Raw genomic sequence first — 19,255 nt, forward strand, 5'->3', positions numbered from 1 at the left:
AATTTCCTTGCTGACAGGGCTTTATGCGCTGCCTGCAAGGAAACAGACTGATTACAGCCAGTCGCGGCGAATCAGGAATTTATCCAGCAAATCACGCTCAGGGGTACCCGGTGCATCCTCGCGCTGATAGCTCCAGTCCGCATGAGGCGGCATGGACAGCAAAATGGATTCGGTACGGCCGCCGGACTGCAGGCCGAAATGCGTGCCGCGGTCCCAGACCAGGTTGAATTCCACATAGCGGCCACGGCGGTAGCGCTGGAAATCCACCTGCTGCTGCGTGTACTGCGCATTCCGGCGGCGTTCCACGATGGGCAGATAGGCCTTCAGAAAGGCATCGCCAACCGAGCGCAGCATGGCAAAGCTCTGCTGCTGGCCCAGTTCGCTGAAATCATCGAAGAAGATGCCGCCAATGCCGCGCTGCTCGTTGCGATGCTTGAGGAAGAAGTACTCGTCGCACCATTGCTTGAAACGCGGATAGAGCTGATCGCCAAATGGCGCCAGCGCATCGCGGCAGGTCTGATGGAAATGCACGGCGTCTTCTTCAAAGCCATATACCGGCGTCAAATCCATGCCGCCGCCAAACCAGCAGGTCTTGGGCTGCCCCTCATGGCCAGCCGAAATCATGCGCACATTCATGTGCACCGTTGGCACCAAGGGACTGCGCGGATGAAATACCAGCGACACGCCCATGGCCTCGAACGGCGCTCCTGCCAGCTCGGGCCGATGCTGTGTGGCCGAGGGCGGCAGTTGCGACCCGCGCACATGCGAGAAACCGCAGCCTGCGCGCTCGAACACGCGCCCGCCCTCCATGATCTTGGTGACACCGTTGCCTTGCAGCTTTTCGCCCGGCTCCTTGTGCCAGGCGTCGGCCAGGAAACGCGCACCACCCTCGCCTTCGATGGCTTCCAGCGCCTCGGTGATGCGGGTCTGAAGACCCATGAGGTACTCACGCACCTCGGCCACAGGCAGCTGATCAGCCACAGAAGATGAGGATGTCTGGTTCATCAGTCGGCCTTCTTGACGGCACGGAAGCCGATGTCACGACGATACTGGGCACCATCGAAGTGGATGCCACGTGCCACGTCATACACCTTCTGCTGCGCCTGCTTGACACTGTCGGCCAACACGGTCACGCAGAGCACACGACCACCGCTGGTCACAGGCTGGCCGTCAGCGCCCAGCTGGGTGCCGGCATGGAAGACCATGGCATCGTCGGCTGCGGCGGGCAGACCGGTGATGACATCGCCCTTGCGCGGGTCTTCGGGGTAGCCGGCAGCAGCCATGACCACGCCCAATGCGGTACGGCGGTCCCACTGCAGCTCCAGCTGGTCGAGCTTGCCTTCGCAGGCTGCCAGCATCACATCCACCAGGTCGCTCTTGAGACGCATCATGATGGGCTGGGTTTCCGGATCGCCCATGCGGCAGTTGAACTCCAGCGTCTTGGGGTGGCCTGCCTTGTCGATCATCAGACCTGCGTACAGGAAGCCGGTATAGGGCACACCGTCTTTTTCCATGCCACGGATGGTGGGCAGAATGATTTCGCGCATGGCGCGGGCATGCACATCGGCGGTCACCACAGGTGCCGGCGAATAAGCGCCCATGCCGCCGGTGTTGGGGCCCTGGTCGCCGTCCTTGAGACGCTTGTGGTCCTGGCTGGTCGCCAGTGCCAGCACGTTCTTGCCGTCGCACAGCACGATGAAGCTGGCTTCCTCGCCATCGAGGAATTCCTCGATCACGACGCGTGCACCGCCTTCGTTGTGCTGCACACCGTACTTGTTGTCCACCAGCATGAAGTCCACGGCGTCGTGGGCTTCCTGCAGCGACATGGCAACCACCACGCCCTTGCCGGCCGCCAGGCCGTCGGCCTTGATGACAATGGGCGCACCGAGGCGATCCACATAGGCATGGGCCGCAACCGGGTCGGTGAAGGTTTCATATTGCGCCGTGGGGATGCTGTGGCGCGCCATGAAGTCCTTGGAGAAAGCCTTGGACGACTCCAGCTGGGCTGCAGTCTTGGTCGGGCCGAAGACCTTGAGTCCGTGGGCACGGAACTCATCGACCACGCCAGCCGCCAGCGGAGCCTCGGGCCCCACGACGGTCACGGCAATCTTTTCGGCCTGGGCCCATTCGCGCAGAGCCTTCACATCGGTGATGTCGAGGTTCTCCAGCTTGCCGCCAGCCAGGGCAGTGCCACCGTTACCGGGAGCCACATAGACCTTGGTCGCCTTGGGCGATTCGGCCAACTTCCACGCCAGAGCGTGCTCACGGCCACCGCCGCCAATCACAAGAATTTTCATAGTTCTGCGTTGTGGTAGACGTCCTGAACGTCATCCAAGTCTTCAATCATGTCCAGCAGCTTCTGCATGCGAGCTGCATCATCGCCTTCGAGGGCGATTGTATTTTCGGGGCGCATGGTCACCTCGGCCATGTCGGCGGTAAAGCCGGCGGCCTGCAGTGCGTCACGCACGGCTTCAAAGTCGCCGGGGGCCGTCAGCACCTCGATGCCACCTTCGTCATCGGTGATCACATCGTCGGCACCGGCTTCCAGCGCGATCTCCATGACTTTTTCTTCGTCCGTGCCGGGGGCGAACATGATCTGCCCCACATGCTTGAACTGGAAGGCCACCGAGCCTTCGGTGCCCATATTGCCACCGTACTTGCTGAATGCATGGCGAACATCGGCCACCGTACGTACGCGATTGTCCGTCATTGTGTCCACAATGATGGCCGCGCCGCCGATGCCATAGCCTTCGTAACGGATTTCCTCGTAGGTCACGCCGTCGAGGTTACCCGTGGCCTTGTCGATATTGCGCTTGATATTGTCGGCCGGCATATTGGCGGCCTTGGCCTTGTCCACCGCCAGACGCAGACGCGGGTTGGCGCTCAGGTCGCCGCCGCCTTGGCGGGCTGCGACCATGATTTCACGAATGATGCGCGTCCAGATGCGGCCACGTTTTTCATCCTGGCGACCCTTGCGGTGCTGGATGTTGGCCCATTTGCTGTGTCCTGCCACAGGGAATCCTTTGATATTTGATTTAACCTAGCGGGAGCGATTTTACTTTTGACTGCATGCCCCCCCAGAGGAAACCCGAAATGGCTTCACCCCTTTTGATTGCCCAGCACTCTGCCACAGAATGTACCCTGCTGCCCGGACTGGCCAATCGGCATGGCCTGATCACCGGCGCAACAGGCACCGGCAAGACTGTCACACTGCAGAAACTGGCCGAAAGCTTCTCGCAGATCGGCGTGCCGGTTTTCATGGCCGACGTCAAAGGAGACCTGAGCGGCATCAGCCAGGCCGGCAAGATCGAAGGCAAGCTGGCGGCCTCGCTCAAGGATCGCGGCCTGGACCTGCCACAGCCCCTGGCCTGCCCTGCCACGCTGTGGGATGTGTTCGGCGAGCAGGGCCACCCGGTGCGCGCCACCATCTCGGACATGGGCCCGCTGCTCATCGGCCGCATGCTGAATCTGAACGAGACCCAGATGGGCGTGCTCAATCTGGTGTTCAAGATTGCGGACGACAACGGCATGCTGCTGCTGGATCTCAAGGATCTGCGCGCCATGCTGAACTTTGTGGGCGACAACGCCAAGCAGTTCACCACCCAGTACGGCAACATCAGCTCGGCCAGCGTGGGAGCCATACAGCGCGGGCTGCTGACCATTGAAAGCCAGGGCGGCGACAAGTTCTTTGGCGAGCCCATGCTCGACATCAACGACCTGATGCAGACCGATGCCAATGGCATGGGCGTGATCAACGTGCTGGCGGCCGACAAGCTGATGAATGCGCCGCGCCTGTACTCGACCTTTTTGCTCTGGCTTCTGTCCGAGCTATTCGAGCAGCTGCCGGAAATCGGCGACCCCGAGAAGCCCAAGCTGGTGTTTTTCTTTGACGAGGCCCACCTGCTGTTCAACGATGCGCCCAAGGTGCTGATCGAACGCATCGAGCTGGTCGTACGCCTGGTGCGCTCCAAGGGCGTGGGCGTGTACTTCGTCACCCAGAACCCGCTGGACGTTCCCGACAGCGTGCTCGGACAGCTGGGCAACCGCGTGCAGCACGCCCTGCGCGCCTTCACCCCACGCGACCAAAAGGCCGTGGCCTCGGCAGCCTCCACCATGCGCCCCAATCCCGGTCTGGACATTGCCGCAGCCATCACCGAGCTGGCCGTGGGTGAGGCCCTGATCAGCTTCCTCGACGAAAAAGGCCGCCCCAGCGTGACCGAGCGCGTGTTCGTGATTCCGCCCGGCAGCCAGCTCGGCCCCATCACGGCCGAGCAGCGCAAGGCGCTGATCGATGGTTCCCTGGTCGCCGGCGTCTATGAGAAAGCCGTGGACCGCGAATCGGCCTTCGAGATATTGCGCGACCGCACTGCGAGCGCCACGCCCGCCAAGCCCGGCGATGCCCCGGCTGCTGCCGGAGCGGCCGGAACGTCCCCGCAAGGCAGCGCCACGGACTCCATGATGGACGGACTCAAGGAGCTGCTGTTCGGCCGTACCGGCCCGCGCGGCGGCCAGCACGACGGTCTGGTGCAGACCATGGCCAAGTCCACGGTACGCACCGTGGGCAACAGTCTGGGCAAGGAGATTCTGCGCGGCGTGCTGGGCGGCATTCTGGGCAACAAGAAGCGCTGATCCCAACGCGCTCACTCGCTCCAAGGGCCTGCGTCAGCAGGCCTTTTTTGCGGCCGCCGCACAGAAAGCGCTCAAGGCGGCAGTCATTATGTCGATACATAATAAATCCATCCCCTGGTGCCAGCCGCCAGTCTCTTGGACATGTGCTGCTGCCTGCAGGCACAGCCGCTTCTTTCCTCTACGCTAACCACGCTGCCCAGTCTTGCCGCAGACCACCAGTTCGCTCGGGCCGGGCAGTGCTTTTGCAAATTTTCTGCCAATGCAATTCAATCAATGGCGTGTATCCACCAAGCTGTGGTGCACTTTGGGCGGGCTTCTGACCATGATGCTGGCCGTCTCGCTATGGAACCAGCACTCATCCACCCAGGCCCTGCAGGCCGGCATGCAGACCCTGACCGACTATGACAATCGCATCAATCTCGCCCTTCAATGGAAAGGTGCGACCGAGACCACGGGCGAACGCGTGCTCACCAGCAATATGACCACCGACGAAGCGCTGACCCAGCGCATGGACGAGCGCGTCAGCGAAGGCGTGGCCGTCAACGGGGCGCTGCAGGCGCAGGTCATCAAACTGGCTCAAAGCGATGCTGACAAGGCTGCCCTGCAGAAGATCGCCGCCGTGCGCGCCGAAGTTCTGGCGCTGAACAAGCAGGCAAGGGAGATCAAGCTGAGCGGCGATATCGAAGCCATGCGCGACTTCATCCGCCTGCAATATCTGGGCGCCATCGGCCGCTATGTCGATTCGCTGCAGGACTTTGTGAAGCTGCAGGAGCAGCAGCGCGACGCCGCCAGCCTTCAGCTGCAGCAAGACCAGCAAAGAGCGATCTGGCTGTCCTGGGTGGTGCAGGCCCTGGTGCTGACCGCCGCCCTGGGCCTGGCGCTGGCCCTCACCCGTTCCATCACCCAGCCTCTGAATGAAGCCGTGGAGCTGACCCAGGCCATTGCACAGGGCGATCTCACGGTAACCGCCGGCAACGACCGCCATGACGAGTTCGGCCGCCTGCTGAGCTCCGTCTCGACCATGGCAGCCCAGCTACGTAGCCTGGTGAGCGATGTACGTACCAGCGTGCACTCCATCAGCACCGCCTCGGCCGAAATCGCTACAGGTAACCACGACCTGTCCGCACGCACCGAGCAGACCGCCGCCAATCTCGAGGAAACCGCAGCCAGCATGGAGCAGCTGACCGCCACCGTCGCCCAGGCCTCGGACACCGCCCGCCAGGCCAACCATCTGGCAGGCAATGCCGCACAGGTCGCTCAGCGCGGCGGCCATGTGGTGCAGTCCGTGGTCAGCAGCATGGGACGCATCAGCGACAGCGCACACCGCATCTCCGACATCATCGGCGTGATCGACTCCATCGCCTTCCAGACCAATATCCTGGCACTCAACGCTGCGGTCGAGGCCGCGCGCGCCGGCGAACAGGGCCGAGGCTTTGCCGTGGTTGCCGGCGAAGTGCGCGCCCTGGCCCACCGCAGTGCCGAGGCCGCCAAGGAGATCAAGGCGCTCATCACCACCTCCGTGGACGCCGCCCAGGAAGGCGCAGACCAGGTCTCCCAGGCAGGCCGCGTGATGGAAGAAATCGTCAGCAGCGTCGGCAAGGTCTCGGACATGATTGGCGAGATCAGTGCCTCGGCCACGGAACAGCATGACGGTATCAGCCAGGTCAACCAGGCCGTGACCAACCTGGACCAGATGACGCAGCAAAATGCAGCCCTGGTCGAGGAATCCACGGCTGCCGCTGTCTCGCTGAGCGACCAGGCCCAGCGCCTGACCGGCATGGTGGCCGTGTTCAAGGTCCATACCGCAGACAGAGCGCCAGCCCTGACTGCCTGATTCTGGTTGAAGTTGCTGGAACACAGCATCCATCTCTTCACCAGCTTCTCTGCCAGCCGCTCCATGCACCCAGGAGGGAACGGCTGGCACCGCAGGTTTGACCCAGACCGGCTTTTCTGTCTGCAGTCGCAAGTGTGACTGGCGCGGCCTACGCAGCAAGACACCATGCCGGCATGCCCCATACCTCTGACGACACCTTGCTGACCGCCGGTCTGAGCAGCTTTCGCCTGGACCTGGTCGACCATATTGCCCATCTGGTGCTCAACCGCCCCGATGCCTTCAACACTCTGAATCCCAGGTTCTGGCAGGAGCTGGACCTGGTGCTGGACACACTGCAGCGCAGCGGCCAGTCGCGCGCACTGGTCATCAGCAGCACGGGCAAGCATTTTTGCGCCGGCATGGCACTCGAGACCTTTGCCGACCCCGCCTTTGCGCCCAATGACCGCACGCCCGAGGGCCGCGCCGCCATCATCGACACCCTGGCCCAGTTGCAGTCCACCTTCAACAAGATCGAAGCCCTGCGCATGCCCGTGATCTGCGCCATTCAGGGCGCCTGCGTGGGTGGCGGACTGGATCTGGTGGCCACTGCCTGCATACGCTATGCCAGCGCCGAATCCTTTTTCTGCGTGCAGGAGATCAATATCGGCATGACCGCCGACCTGGGCAGCCTGCAGCGCCTGCCCAAGCTGATGCCGCTAGGCATCGTCAAGGAGCTGGCCTACACCGGCCGCCGCATGACAGCGCAGGAGGCCGCCAGTCACGGTCTGGTCAACGCCGTCTACGACACGCCCGAAGCCACCGTCACAGCAGCTCTCGCCTGCGCGCGCGAAATCACGGCCAAGCCGCCCGTGGCCATCTGGGGCAGCAAGCAGGTGATCAACTACGCGCGCGACCACAGCGTGAGCGACTCGCTGCAGCAAATGGGCTGGGTGCAGAGCGGCATCTGGAGCAACCGCCATGTCATGGAGGCCGTGAGTGCCATGCAGGCCAAGCGCGCCGGCGACTTCCCCCCGCTGGAGCCGCTGCAGGCGTTTGCACCAGCACTACCTCAAGCGGGCGATCGCTCCTGATTGAATAGCTATCAGCACTTACCAATAAAGGCCTGCATGCCTTTTCCGCTCGTATTTCTCTATCTTCTCGATGGCCCGCTGGGCGCCATCGACAGGTAGCCGAGCCGCAACGCAGCAAATCGGCTTGAAGTGGGCGAGGCGCCGTTATCATGGATTCAGTACCACCCCAGCCTGTCTTGCCATGAGCACAAACACCGCCCCCCTGCCCACTTATGACGATGTCGTGGCCGCTGCCCAGCGCCTGCAGGGCGTAGCCCACCGCACGCCGGTGCTGACCAGCCGCACCATGGACGAACAGCTGGGCGCGCGCCTGTTCTTCAAATGCGAGAACCTGCAGCGCATAGGCGCTTTCAAGTTTCGCGGCGCCTACAACGCTCTGGCGCAGTTCACACCCGAGCAGCGCAAGGGCGGCGCCCTGGCCTTTTCCTCCGGCAACCATGCCCAGGCCATTGCCCAGGCAGCCCAGTTGCTGGACATGCCGGCCCTGATTGTCATGCCCGAGGATGCACCGGCTTCCAAGATGGCCGCCACGCGCGGCTATGGCGCCCAGGTCGTCACCTACAACCGCTTCACCGAAGACCGCGAAGCCATCGCCCACAAGCTGGCGACCGAGCGTGGCATGACACTGATCCCGCCTTACAACCACCGCGACGTGATCGCCGGTCAGGGCACGGCGGTCAAGGAATTGCTGGAGGAAGTGCCGGATCTGGACTACCTGTTTGTCTGCCTGGGCGGCGGCGGTCTGCTCTCCGGCAGCCTGCTGGCCGCAAACGCCCTGGCTCCGCAATGCAAGGTAATCGGCGTTGAGCCCGAAGCGGGCAATGATGTGCAGCAGTCGCTGCGCGCCGGCCATATCGTCAAGATCGATACGCCGCGCACCATTGCCGACGGTGCCCAGACCCAGGCGCCGGGCGATCTGACCTTTGCCATCATCCAGCAGCGAGTGAACGAAGTTCTTACCGTTAACGACGAGCAATTGGTCCAGGCCATGCGCTTTTATGCCGAGCGCATGAAAATCGTGGTCGAACCCACGGGATCGCTGTCTCTGGCAGCTGCCATACACGGCGGTTTGCCGCTCAAGGGCAAGCGCGTGGGCATTGTGATCAGCGGCGGCAATGTGGATTTAGAGCGTTTTGCCAGCCTGCTGTCCGAGTGACAGCGAAAATAGCGTCCGTTGCGGCCCGGCCCGCATCCGCCTGATCCCATTTTTTGCAAGCACAAGTCCGCCACAAGCGGGCCTGCCTGCCTTCACCACAAAGACCAAGAACATGAGCACTCTGCATTTGATCGACCACCCTCTGGTCCAGCACAAACTGACACTGATGCGCCGCAAGGAAGCATCGACCAACAGCTTTCGCCGCATGCTGGGCGAGCTGTCCACACTGATGGCCTATGAGCTGACGCGCGACTTCCCGCTGCAGGATGTCGAGATCGAAACCCCCATGGAAAAGACCATGGGCAAGGTCATTGACGGCAAGAAGCTGGCCCTGGTTTCCATTCTGCGTGCCGGCAACGGTTTCCTGGACGGCATGCTCAACGTGGTGCCCGGCGCGCGCATCGGTCACATCGGCCTGTTCCGCGACCCCGAAACCCTCAAGCCCGTCGAGTACTACTACAAGATGCCCGAAAACATGGGCGAGCGCGACGTGATCGTCGTCGACCCCATGCTGGCCACCGGCAACTCGGCCGTGGCTGCCGTGCAGCAGCTCAAGGACAAGAGCGCGCCCAAGTCCATCAAGTTCATGTGCCTGCTGGCCGCCCCCGAAGGCGTGAAGACCATGCAGGCCGCCCACCCCGATGTGGACATCTACACCGCCGCCGTGGACCGCGAGTTGGACAGCCATGGCTACATCCTGCCCGGCCTGGGTGATGCGGGCGACCGTATCTTCGGCACCAAGTAAGCGAGCTCTGACTCAGTCGATGAGCCCCGGCAGTTGCCCGACTGCCGGGGTTTTTTCATATTGCCTGATGTCCGCCCCAGGCGGCAGTGCTTGCTCAGCCTGAGCCTGTGCTGGCCCAGGCTAGCGCAGTGCCATATTGTTGAGCTTGTCCAGCCGTGCAGGCCAGCTGTCCTCCCGGGCCGACTGCAGCAGGATACGCGTCCAGGCAATCCAGGCATCCCACTGCACGCGCTTGTCCCAGGCATTGCCCCAGGCGCAAAAGCACTGCAGCGCGCTATCGGCGGCCCGGGCGGCATCGGTGTTGCGGCCCGCGCTCAGGTATAGCTGGGCCAGCACCATCTGCGGCTCGCCCACCCAGGGGTTGAGCGCGACAGCCTGCTCCAGCGTGGCGGTGGCAGCGTCCAGATCGACCAGCGGCTGATCGAGCTGAATCACCGACCAGTACAGCGCCACGGCCGCAGCCTCGTTGCCAGCGCTCAGTAGCTGGCTGCAGTTCGCAAAAACGGGCGGCAGCGGCAGCTGGGTCTTGAGCGCAGGATGCTGCAACGCCTGGCCCAGGCCGCTGATCTGGCTGAGCATGCGGCTGCTCGGGCGCATGGGGCCGGGCCACAGCGACGCCGCCCAGTGCACGGCCTGCTGACGACTGTGGTCCACAGCCGGGAAGCGCGAATAGATGTCTTCCTGCCAGCTGAACCACTGCTCCATGCTGTCGGCCATGCTGACGATGGCGAACACAGCCACTTCATAGGCGGTGAGCCTGATGGTCTCGCGCGGCTCGGGGCCGTTGCGCTCCAGCTGCATGCTGCCGTCCGCCGCGATATCGCCGGCCAGCAGCTTTTGCACGAACTGGGTGCGGCTCATGGTGCAGAACAGATAGACCAGATGCTCGGCCTGCACGCCGATCAGGCGCTTGAGCTGATCGCGCTCATTGCCGGCATCGAACTTGACCAGATCGACAAAGGCATTGCCGTAGACGCTGTGCAGCAGACCCAGCAGGCGCACGTCCCTGGGTTGCTGCCACAGCGCCAGAGAGCGCGCCACGCCTGCCAGATGGTGGCGAAAAGTGCCGGCCTTGTGCCAATCCTGGCCCACACCGCGCTCCAGCACCACAGGCAGCAGCGGCGCCAGATCGACGTCTCGGCTCAGCCATTCCTCGTCCAGCAAAGTCTTGGCGCGCTCGAACAGCGCCTCATCCAGTTGATTCCAGGGCTGATTCATGCGCTCACCATGCAGTTGTGTAGGCACCCTTGAAGGTCTTTTCCACAAAGGCCTTGACCTCGGGTGACTGGTAGGCCTTCACAAACGCCTGCAGGCCTTTGCTGTTCTCATGGCCAGCGCGCGTGACGATGAGCACGGTCACATAAGGCGTGTTCACATCTTCCAGCGCCAGCGAGTCGCCCTGGGGGGACAGGCTGGCTGCCACGGCGTAGCTGCTGTTGACGGCCGCGGCGTCCAGATCATCGAGGGCGCGGGCCAGCTGGGCGGCTTCGAGCTCGACAAACCTGAACTTTCTGGGGTTGGCCGTGATGTCCAGCACCGAAGCGCGCGCACCGGCATCGGCCTTGAGCGTGATCAATCCCTGCTTGGCCAGCACCATCAGAGCACGCGAGCCATTGGTGGGGTCGTTGGGAATGCCCACGCGCGCGCCGCTCTTGAGATCAGCCAGCTTCCTGACCTTTCTGGAGTAAACGCCCATTTGCTGGTTCACAGCCTTGGCCACGGGCACCAGCTTGTAGCCACGGTCCTTGTTCTGGGCATCAAGAAAGGGCTGGTGCTGATAGATGTTGGCGTCGAGATCGCCGGTGGACAGCGCCGCATTGGGCTGGATGAAGTCGCCAAACTCCACCAGCCTGACCTTCAGGCCCTGCCTGGCTGCAACCTGCTTGGCCACTTCGGCAATCTGGGCGTGGGGGCCGGCCGTCACGCCGACGGTCACGGCCAGATCCTGGGCCTGGGCCAGCAATGCGGCAGGTGCCAGGGCGGCAACTGCCAGGGCTTTTACGAGAGAACGCTTGTGCACCATGGGCACCTTTCAAGACAAATCCGGGAAACTCAGGTCCGCCAAGCATGTACACGCTCAGGGACAGCAGCTTGAAACTTAACGCATAAAGCAAACCTCAGCAGCCAGGCTGGGGCCCGCCCCCATCACAAAGCGGAATGGCTGGCAGCGCGGCTCGGAAAATATCAATAGAAACCGACCCAATCCCTTACCTATAAAGCGATTAAAGCTATCAAAACAGGAATACCTCGAGCACACCGCGAGCTTGACATTGAACTGCACTTCAAGCTTAAGTTGGGAGCCACAGGAGACTCCCCATGCCCCGTCGCATTCTTCACGTCGTCAGCAACGTCGCCCATTACGATGACCCTGCCGAACCCACCGGCCTGTGGCTGTCGGAGCTCAGCCATGCCTGGGAAGTCTTTGCCCAGCGGGGTTACGCGCAGCACCTGGTCAGCCCGCTGGGCGGCCGCTCGCCGCTGGAGCCGCGCTCGCTGAAATGGCCGAACCGGGATACCACGGCCAGGGCATGGCTGGCGGATGCAGCGCGCATGGCCCTGCTCTCCAATACGGCCGCCCCTGATGCCGTGGACGCGCAAGACTTTGATGCCATTTATTTCACCGGCGGCCATGCCGTGATGTGGGACTTTCCATCCTCGCAGGGGCTGCAGCGCATCACGCGTGACCTCCATGAGCGCGGTGGCGTCGTTGCCTCGGTCTGCCACGGCTATTGCGGTCTGCTAGAAACCCGCCTGTCCGACGGCCCGCTGCTGGTCGCCGGACGCAGGCTGACAGGCTTTTCCTGGCTGGAGGAAAGGCTGGCAGGCGTGGCCAGCAAAGTGCCGTACAACGCCGAAGCGCTGATGCGCCAGCGCGGTGCCCAATATGAGAAAGCCTGGCTGCCCTTTGTCTCCAAGGTCGTGACGGACGGCAGGCTGGTGACCGGGCAGAACCCCCAGTCGGCCCGGGCCACTGCCCTGCAGGTGGCTCAGTTGCTGGGCTGAGCGGGTCGACCCGCCGCCTCCTCGTCCGGCCCCAGCAAGCGCATTTGCGACAGCACACGCCGAGCGTTGCCGGCGCAGTCCATGTCTTCGGGTCTGGCCTCGATCTGGGCAATCAGCTCGCCCAGATCGGCGCGATTTTGCGTCAGCTGTGCCAGCATCAGATCGATGCTTTGCAGCTTGCGATGCAGTGTGGCCAGCAACTCGTCATGTTGCCACTGTTTCAGATCCTCGGGCAGCAGCTGGCGCAGCTCCTGCAGGCTGAAGCCGGCCTGCTGCGCCGTAGCAATCAGCCTGAGCGCCAGCACCGCCTCTTCGGGATAGCTGCGATAGCCGTTGGCCTGACGCTGGGCAACGCTCAGCAGGCCGATGCGCTCGTAAAAACGAATGCGCGATGCGGCAAGACCTGTGCGCTGGGCGAGTTCTCCGATTTTCATGTACGCCATTCTCGCGCAATCCGCGCGTGACCTTGAACCTGACTTCAAGCTCACGCTTGCATCACTCCCGGTCGTTGAGGCCGGCAAAGCCTGTGCTTCAAGGAGTTAAAACGCCGATCCATATCGGGCACCAATGGTCAGATCGCCTTGCGCTGGACTGCGTAGGGCGATTTCTGCCCGGACAGCCTCGGAGGATGAGCGGGCAGAGTTTTCAATGGAATAAACAGCGTCCTTGAACTGTTTACAGCAGGTCAACCTCAAGGAGATCTCCATGACCTGTCTCGCTTCCTTCGCCACCCTCACCTCGGTGTTCCTGGCAGCCTGTGCCGTGACAACTGCCGCCCAGGCGCAGACGCCCGCTTCTGCCATGAATGGCGTGCTCGTGGGCCCCAACCAGATGACGCTGTATGTCTTCGACAAAGATGCCGTCGGATCCGGCAAGAGCGTATGCAACGGTGGCTGCGCCACGAACTGGCCGCCTCTGACGGTGGCCCCGGGGGCGACGGCTACCGGTGACTGGAGCTTGGTTGTCCGCGACAACGGTGATCAGCAATGGGCCTACAAGGGCCGTCCTCTCTACTACTGGGCCAAGGATGCCAAGCCCGGAGACAGAACGGGAGATGGATTGCTCAACAACAGCTGGCACATCGCCAAGCCCTGAGAACTCAAGCCTGGATCATCAAGAGGAAGAAACAATGAAGCTCCGAAAAATGAAGCTCGCGCTGAGCTGTGTCATGGTGGTGTCGCCGGTTTTCACCCTGGCAGCCGAGCAGGAGGTGACGGCACCGCGGGTGGTCCAGGCTCTGGAAGCGACCTTTGGCGTTCATCAGGGAGAGCGCCGCAATCACATCAAGGGAACCTGCGCGGTGGGCGAATTCACCGCTACCGCCGAGGCCGCCAGCTACTCGCGCTCTGCACTGTTTTCCGGCCAAGCCGTTCCGGTGATTGCGCGCTTCTCGCTGGCAGGAGGAAACCCCAAGGTTCCAGATGTTGCCCAAAGCGCGCGTGGAATGGCCCTGCAATTCAAGCTCCCCAAAGGGCAGTTGCACCAGATGTCCATGCTGAACACCCCCATGTTTGGCGCCGCCCACCCCGGAACGTTTCTGGACCTGACCGAAGCTCAGCGCCCCGATCCAGCCACCGGCAAGCCGGACCCGGAAAAGCTCAAAGCATTCAGGGCCTCCCATCCTGACAGCCTGGCTCAGGCGCAATACCTGGCCAGCCACAACCCTCCCGACAGCTACACCCGCAGCGCATTCTTTGGCATTCACACCTTCAAGTTCATCAATGCTCAAGACAAGGTGACTCTGGTGCGCTGGCGCTTAGTACCGCAGGAAGGGGAGAAGCCGCTAAGCAACGAGGCGCTGAAGACGGCTGGAACGGACTTTCTGGAAACCGCCTTGATCCGCAGCACATCAAATAAACCGGCTCGCTGGGACATGCTGGTGACGGTCGGGCAGCCGGGTGATCCCCAGGACGACCCCACGCAATCATGGCCCGCACAGCGACCTGAGTTCAAGGCCGGCACCTTGACGATCACGAGTGCTTCGACTCAGAAAGGAGGCTTGTGCGAGCCGATCAACTTTGATCCGATGGTGATGGCCGACGGCATTGCGCCCACCAATGATCCGGTGCTCCGCTTTCGCTCCCAGGCCTATGCGGTGTCATTTGGCAAGCGCTTGAGTGGTCAATGAACTCCGAGGATCAAGCTCAGTGCATTCCTCCTTAGGTTCCAGCAAGGCCAAAGTCAAGCAAGGGTGAACCTGGAAGGCAAGCTACCGGCCGATCTTCGACTGTCGTTAATCGGCCGGTAGCAGCCAGTAGCGGCCACACAGTGCCGTGTCCCAGTCACGTTGGGCATGTGGCACATGCTTGAAGATGACGCTGTGATCTGAAAAGGGATCTTGCGCATGTCACCCCTTCCACTCGAATGCGCAGGCCGTCTGGCCACTCGGTGCATTTCGCAGGCGGTTCAGAAAATTCAACTGGCTTCTGGCCGTTTGACTCCCCTTTACGGCAGCTTGCCGCAGCCAGTGAGCTGCCTCGCAGCGATCTGCCTTTACCGCAGCGCCGTACAAGGTTGGGCCGGCCAGAAGCACCCATGCCAGTGTTTCCTGCGCTTGTGCCTCGCCATCGCGGGCCGCCTGGCGCAGCAACGCGAGCATAGGGGCGTAGTCACCTGCAGTCTGGGCTTCCAAGGCCAGTTGAAATCGCTGCTCTGGGCTGGTTGCCATGTCAAAAGACAAGGGGGTCGCCAGCGCCAGCGCGCCAGACAGGGTCGCGGCGATGAACAAGGCATGCACTGCATGTCGGGCCGGTGTGGCAATTGAACGGAATTCGAATCGCATTTTTGTCTCCACTTGAACTGAGTGGACCGATCCTCGTAACAATCACGCCCGCTGAAAATTGGGAATTTTCGAAGACGCCCTCAGGGCCACCCAGAGGCTGATTCGAACTGATGTATCGACCCAGCGAAAAAACCTGCACTGGACCGCCCCGGGGTTTTGAGGAGGCTTTAACTCATAAGAAGATGAATCGGCGGCAGTCCAGTAGCAGATACTGGCTTTGGAGTCGCCGATGGCGATGTCGCAATGAAAGACTGCAGGCATTGATCAAGGCGCAGCGAACGACCGCAACGGGTCGTGAACATTCCTTGGCGGCAGGCTGCTACCGGCCAGAAGCTGTCCTCCGGCGCGAGTCAGCCAACGGCAGGTCTAGGCACATCTGAGTCAGTCCCGGAAACAGCGCAGATAATGCTCAGCTTGTTCGGAACATCACCCTGACAAAAGGGCTGACTTTATGCGTTTCTCAGCCTGGCTCGTAGCCTTCTGCCTCACCTTCTCACTCACGTCGCCTGTGCTGGCCCAATCGGCAACCGCACAACAAGCACCCACAGCGCGCGACCGCATCTCGGTGGTCGTAGAAGGAAGCGGGCCGGATGTCATCCTCATACCGGGCCTGGCATCTTCCCGCGACATTTGGCGTGGCCTTGCCGCGCGCCTCCAGCAAAGCCATCGCCTGCACCTCGTTCAAGTGGCTGGGTTTGCTGGAGCACCCGCAGCGCACGATCCGCAAGGTCCGGTGATTGGGCCCACGGCAGAAGCCGTCGCGGACTACATTGAACGCGAGCACCTACAGACACCCGCCATCATCGGCCACTCCCTGGGGGGTGAGGCTGCACTCATGCTGGGCGCGCGTCATCCCGAGCGGGTGTCGCGCCTGATGATCGTCGATGCGTTGCCCTTCTACAGCCTGCTGCTTGATCCGTCTGCAACCAGCGAGAAAGCCACGCCGGGCGCGGCCGCATTTCGCGACACGTTGCTCACGGCAACAGACGCTCAGATGGAAGCCATGCAAACCGCCTCCCTCGCCCGCCTCGCCAAGACCGAAACTGCCCGTCCTTCCCTGCTCGCCGCTAGCCGCCGATCAGACCGCCAGACTGTGGCAAATGCCACCTACGAGTTGATGACCTCAGACCTGCGCCCCGAGCTCAGCCGCATCACCGTGCCTGTGCATGTAATTTATGCCTACGACACTAGCTACGGCATCCCCGCAGGCAACGTCGATGCCACGTTTCAATCCGCCTATGCAGCCACGCCTCAAGTCAGCTTCCAGCGCATTGATGGCAGCTACCACTTCGTCATGCTGGATCAGCCCGAACAATTCGAGCGCTCCGTCATCGACTTTCTCAGCCCCGCAACGCGAACGATAAAGCCGACAAGGCTTCCAGATGAGTTCTCAACAGGCGTCTCAATACCTGTTCCTGTTGGCAAGAATCAGGAACAGTGAGCTGAAACCTCACCTTGGCGTTGGGCCCCAAATGGTTGCCTGCTTAAAAACAAGCCTCCCCCTGCTCCATTGCCGTGAGGTGCTGCAGGCAGATCTGGCAACATGAAAAGCGTCAGTAAAGACGCGGTCATGTTGATTGGCCGAATTGGAGATGTCACCGTTAGGTCGCAATGCAGCTACGAGCTACGGCAATCAGTGCAAAGCAGATGTTAGTAGTCTGAGGGTGAATGACCGCAATGGGTCTACAGGGACTTTCCCAGATCGGCCCAGAGCAGCCAAGAGCAGCCACTGAACCTAAGTCATTAGGGGGGATCGGCGCACCACAGCTCTTCATCAAAGCCAACGAAGACCGGATTGGCCGGATACTTTCCTCCAGTACCTTCTCCACCGCCCCCAGAATTAATCTTTGACTTGATCAGGGAGAACTATTTACTTACATTTAAACACTCCACAAACGACACGATCCCAATGGAAATTCGTGTAAAAAATCAAGGTACTCCTTTGCTTGATTGGCGCCAGATTTCAAATCCCCTTGATTTTTTTTGCCATCAATTGCAGCTCTAAATCACTTGCCCGAGGTCCATCGTGGGAAGAAATATACCCCTCATATTTTGAGAAAACTTTATTATTATTTGATTTTATTTGAGCCCAGCTTTTGGGTGTTTGATGCATAGGGAATAACTTTATATGCGCATGATCGACTCCGTATCCTTCCGCAATAATTCCAGTTCGCGCTACATCATCCACGCCTAAGTCAATCATTTTGCATACTTTTCTTGCTGCTAAAAATAAATTGGCAAAGCGCACATCATCTAAGTCAACTACATAGCTTGGCAGGTGCTCTTTTGTGACTACCACGGAAAAACCTGGCGTATTTGGGAAGATTGATAAAAATGCCATATGATTCTCATCTTCCCACAATATATGAGCGGGGGATTTTCCATTTATAATTTGACAAAAAATACAATCATTAACCATTTTTAAAAACCTTTCCTCCAGAGTGTCTTGGAAAACTCATCGAATTCCAATATTCTTCCATATGGTCAGATTCGGCCAATATTCCGCAAATGTGACCAATTATTAATGAACTGACAACACCTGCTATTTCCGTGTTGACTGGTCCAAAACTGGGACCAATAAACCATGGATTTCTTTTCCATATTGAGGTTGGTGTGTCACCATTTAATTTCCCTAATCGGGTATAGTAAACGTCACTATGAATATACCCAGTATTTATTACCAGTGAATCAAAGTAATCTCGGATATATTTTTTTATGCCCAATGGCTCATCAGCACTAACTACAACAGCATCGTAGTCTTTTCCAAAATTGTGAAGTGTTTCTGGCGTAATTTTAGAAAGTGTTTTTTTAATATTTATGCCGAAGTATCGACTTTCGATAACCTCTTCTAATGTATCGCACTTAAACCGACCTATATCTTTTCTCGTCCAAAAAAATTGTCGATTGAGATTTGTGCTTTCTATCTTGTCGTGATCAACAAGATGAATATCATTTATTCCAGCGCCACATAGATTAATAGCAACAAGAGAACCAATGCCGCCGCAGCCAACTATGAGCACTTTTGATTTTCTGATATTTTTATAGTAATCAACCAACTTGGTGCAGCTTCCACTACATGCTAAAAAGTAGGAGGCAGTTCGGCTAGTAACTGGATCTTTTAAAAGGAGTTGACTTTTCACAATTTCCTCTGGTGTTCCGAAACAAATTGCACCTGCATCAATCATACTTTGGTAAAAAATCTCCTGACTTTTTGATTTATTCTGAACGACTCCATTCCTACCAACAATGCCAATTTCATTGGCTACATCACTGAAAATAGCGGATGGCAAAATAAGACCTACAGGCACTTGGTCGATCAATACCACTCCATCTTTAATTTTAACGTCATTATTTTCGCTGAAATTCATGAGCCATGCTTCTTGATTATTCATAATAATTATTAAAAAACGGAGTAGGAGGCGCTCAATGCCTCCCAAATAATTTAAATTAGTTACACCCGTAATACCATCTCGCCATTGGGTCATTGATCATGTGCGAGTCAGGTGAATTCATCAGCACATTACAGCCAGCAGACCAACTAACCAATATTTTTGCAGCGGCATCCTTAGAATTCGCCACGGATTGATCAACTTCCATAGTTTGATCTGCTGCAATGGTTTTATCCATCGCAACAGGGCGATTTATCAATTCTCCATTCTTGGATTGAACATATGTTGGTATTGCTTGAGCCTGAGCCGCCAAAAGAATGCTTGCTACAACTGAACATTTTGCTAATTTATGCATGTGATTCACTCCTTTTAAATACGAATGATTCTCATTAATGCATTTGAATTTAACGAGTTACCGAGCGCATAAAACTAGGGAAAATACCCATAAACTTAATTGATATTTTGATTCCAGCAGCGGCGTTAGCGGGTCTAAGCCCAGCATTTACGCCACCGCTGCAAGCCTGTCTGCCTTCCGAGCTAAGCAGGCGGGCCCGCCATTCCTGCGCAATCTGCGCTTGACCTTGAACCACGCTTCAAGCTTACGCTTGCCTCGTTCCCGGTCATCAAGGCTGGTGAAGCTATTCATC

At 59.5% G+C, this 19,255-nt stretch carries 19 protein-coding genes; 9 read left to right on the plus strand and 10 right to left on the minus strand.

Annotated features, from left to right (window positions below):
* Positions 1–51 precede the first annotated feature (51 nt).
* Genes hemF through FSY45_RS08055 form a run of 3 tightly spaced genes read right to left on the minus strand, consistent with a single transcriptional unit; the run spans position 52 to position 3,013 of the window.
* On the minus strand, positions 52–1,005 hold the full coding sequence (gene hemF, locus FSY45_RS08045; protein ID WP_148748022.1) for an oxygen-dependent coproporphyrinogen oxidase: 954 nt from the start codon (positions 1,003–1,005) through the stop codon (positions 52–54).
* Positions 1,005–2,297 carry a phosphoribosylamine--glycine ligase gene (gene purD / locus FSY45_RS08050; RefSeq protein WP_046460844.1) on the minus strand — a complete coding sequence of 431 codons (1,293 nt, stop codon included), beginning with the start codon at positions 2,295–2,297 and terminating at the stop codon, positions 1,005–1,007. The genes hemF and purD overlap by 1 nt, the downstream gene beginning before the upstream one ends.
* The gene (locus FSY45_RS08055; protein ID WP_003053891.1) at positions 2,294–3,013 is read right to left on the minus strand and encodes a YebC/PmpR family DNA-binding transcriptional regulator; all 720 of its coding nucleotides are present in this window, start codon (positions 3,011–3,013) and stop codon (positions 2,294–2,296) included. Before FSY45_RS08055 ends, purD begins: the two co-directional genes overlap by 4 nt.
* A gap of 80 nt (positions 3,014–3,093) precedes the next feature.
* Between FSY45_RS08055 and FSY45_RS08060 the strand changes: the two genes are divergently transcribed.
* From FSY45_RS08060 to upp, 5 genes are all read left to right on the plus strand, one after another.
* Positions 3,094–4,629, plus strand: coding sequence for a helicase HerA-like C-terminal domain-containing protein (locus FSY45_RS08060; RefSeq protein ID WP_046460843.1), 1,536 nt, complete (start codon positions 3,094–3,096; stop codon positions 4,627–4,629).
* Between the two features lie 259 nt (positions 4,630–4,888).
* Complete coding sequence (locus FSY45_RS08065; RefSeq protein ID WP_003062771.1) at positions 4,889–6,463, plus strand: methyl-accepting chemotaxis protein; 1,575 nt, start codon at positions 4,889–4,891, stop codon at positions 6,461–6,463.
* A 173-nt stretch (positions 6,464–6,636) separates the two neighbouring features.
* On the plus strand, positions 6,637–7,533 hold the full coding sequence (locus FSY45_RS08070) for an enoyl-CoA hydratase-related protein (RefSeq protein ID WP_046460842.1): 897 nt from the start codon (positions 6,637–6,639) through the stop codon (positions 7,531–7,533).
* Between the two features lie 181 nt (positions 7,534–7,714).
* Positions 7,715–8,689 carry a threo-3-hydroxy-L-aspartate ammonia-lyase gene (locus FSY45_RS08075; protein ID WP_003062769.1) on the plus strand — a complete coding sequence of 325 codons (975 nt, stop codon included), beginning with the start codon at positions 7,715–7,717 and terminating at the stop codon, positions 8,687–8,689.
* 112 nt (positions 8,690–8,801) lie between these two features.
* The gene (upp, locus tag FSY45_RS08080) at positions 8,802–9,434 is read left to right on the plus strand and encodes a uracil phosphoribosyltransferase (protein ID WP_003062768.1); all 633 of its coding nucleotides are present in this window, start codon (positions 8,802–8,804) and stop codon (positions 9,432–9,434) included.
* A 120-nt stretch (positions 9,435–9,554) separates the two neighbouring features.
* On the opposite strand, the gene FSY45_RS08085 is transcribed toward upp, so the two are convergent.
* Positions 9,555–10,652, minus strand: coding sequence for a DUF6817 domain-containing protein (locus FSY45_RS08085; RefSeq protein WP_046460841.1), 1,098 nt, complete (start codon positions 10,650–10,652; stop codon positions 9,555–9,557).
* A 4-nt stretch (positions 10,653–10,656) separates the two neighbouring features.
* Complete coding sequence (locus tag FSY45_RS08090) at positions 10,657–11,457, minus strand: MetQ/NlpA family ABC transporter substrate-binding protein (protein WP_046460840.1); 801 nt, start codon at positions 11,455–11,457, stop codon at positions 10,657–10,659.
* A gap of 293 nt (positions 11,458–11,750) precedes the next feature.
* Between FSY45_RS08090 and FSY45_RS08095 the strand changes: the two genes are divergently transcribed.
* Positions 11,751–12,437 carry a type 1 glutamine amidotransferase domain-containing protein gene (locus tag FSY45_RS08095; protein WP_046460839.1) on the plus strand — a complete coding sequence of 229 codons (687 nt, stop codon included), beginning with the start codon at positions 11,751–11,753 and terminating at the stop codon, positions 12,435–12,437.
* Here the strand turns inward: FSY45_RS08095 and FSY45_RS08100 are convergent.
* Positions 12,422–12,871 carry a MerR family transcriptional regulator gene (locus FSY45_RS08100; RefSeq protein WP_187427543.1) on the minus strand — a complete coding sequence of 150 codons (450 nt, stop codon included), beginning with the start codon at positions 12,869–12,871 and terminating at the stop codon, positions 12,422–12,424. The two genes, FSY45_RS08095 and FSY45_RS08100, sit on opposite strands and share 16 nt — an antisense overlap.
* Positions 12,872–13,142: 271 nt before the next feature.
* Here FSY45_RS08100 and FSY45_RS08105 point away from each other — a divergent pair, with 271 nt between their 5' ends.
* A complete protein-coding gene (locus tag FSY45_RS08105; protein WP_046460853.1) occupies positions 13,143–13,532 on the plus strand; it encodes a hypothetical protein in 390 nt (129 codons plus the stop codon).
* Positions 13,465–14,565 carry a catalase family peroxidase gene (locus FSY45_RS08110; RefSeq protein ID WP_255443242.1) on the plus strand — a complete coding sequence of 367 codons (1,101 nt, stop codon included), beginning with the start codon at positions 13,465–13,467 and terminating at the stop codon, positions 14,563–14,565. The genes FSY45_RS08105 and FSY45_RS08110 overlap by 68 nt, the downstream gene beginning before the upstream one ends.
* A 219-nt stretch (positions 14,566–14,784) precedes the next feature.
* Here FSY45_RS08110 and FSY45_RS08115 read toward each other — a convergent pair whose 3' ends face one another.
* The gene (locus FSY45_RS08115; protein WP_046460836.1) at positions 14,785–15,219 is read right to left on the minus strand and encodes a hypothetical protein; all 435 of its coding nucleotides are present in this window, start codon (positions 15,217–15,219) and stop codon (positions 14,785–14,787) included.
* 451 nt (positions 15,220–15,670) lie between these two features.
* On the opposite strand from FSY45_RS08115, the gene FSY45_RS08120 reads away from it, so the two are divergent.
* Entirely contained in the window at positions 15,671–16,660 is a 990-nt protein-coding gene (locus tag FSY45_RS08120) for an alpha/beta fold hydrolase (RefSeq protein ID WP_080944413.1), read from the plus strand.
* 522 nt (positions 16,661–17,182) lie between these two features.
* Here the strand turns inward: FSY45_RS08120 and FSY45_RS08125 are convergent.
* Genes FSY45_RS08125 through FSY45_RS08135 form a run of 3 tightly spaced genes read right to left on the minus strand, consistent with a single transcriptional unit; the run spans position 17,183 to position 18,963 of the window.
* On the minus strand, positions 17,183–17,638 hold the full coding sequence (locus FSY45_RS08125) for an HIT family protein (protein WP_080944412.1): 456 nt from the start codon (positions 17,636–17,638) through the stop codon (positions 17,183–17,185).
* Entirely contained in the window at positions 17,631–18,704 is a 1,074-nt protein-coding gene (locus tag FSY45_RS08130) for a ThiF family adenylyltransferase (protein WP_080944411.1), read from the minus strand. Before FSY45_RS08130 ends, FSY45_RS08125 begins: the two co-directional genes overlap by 8 nt.
* Positions 18,667–18,963, minus strand: coding sequence for a hypothetical protein (locus FSY45_RS08135; protein WP_131667121.1), 297 nt, complete (start codon positions 18,961–18,963; stop codon positions 18,667–18,669). The genes FSY45_RS08130 and FSY45_RS08135 overlap by 38 nt, the downstream gene beginning before the upstream one ends.
* Positions 18,964–19,255 lie beyond the last annotated feature (292 nt).

The organism is Comamonas sp. Z1, from assembly GCF_008121555.1.
In the GTDB taxonomy this organism is placed as follows: Bacteria; Pseudomonadota; Gammaproteobacteria; order Burkholderiales; family Burkholderiaceae_C; genus Comamonas; species Comamonas thiooxydans.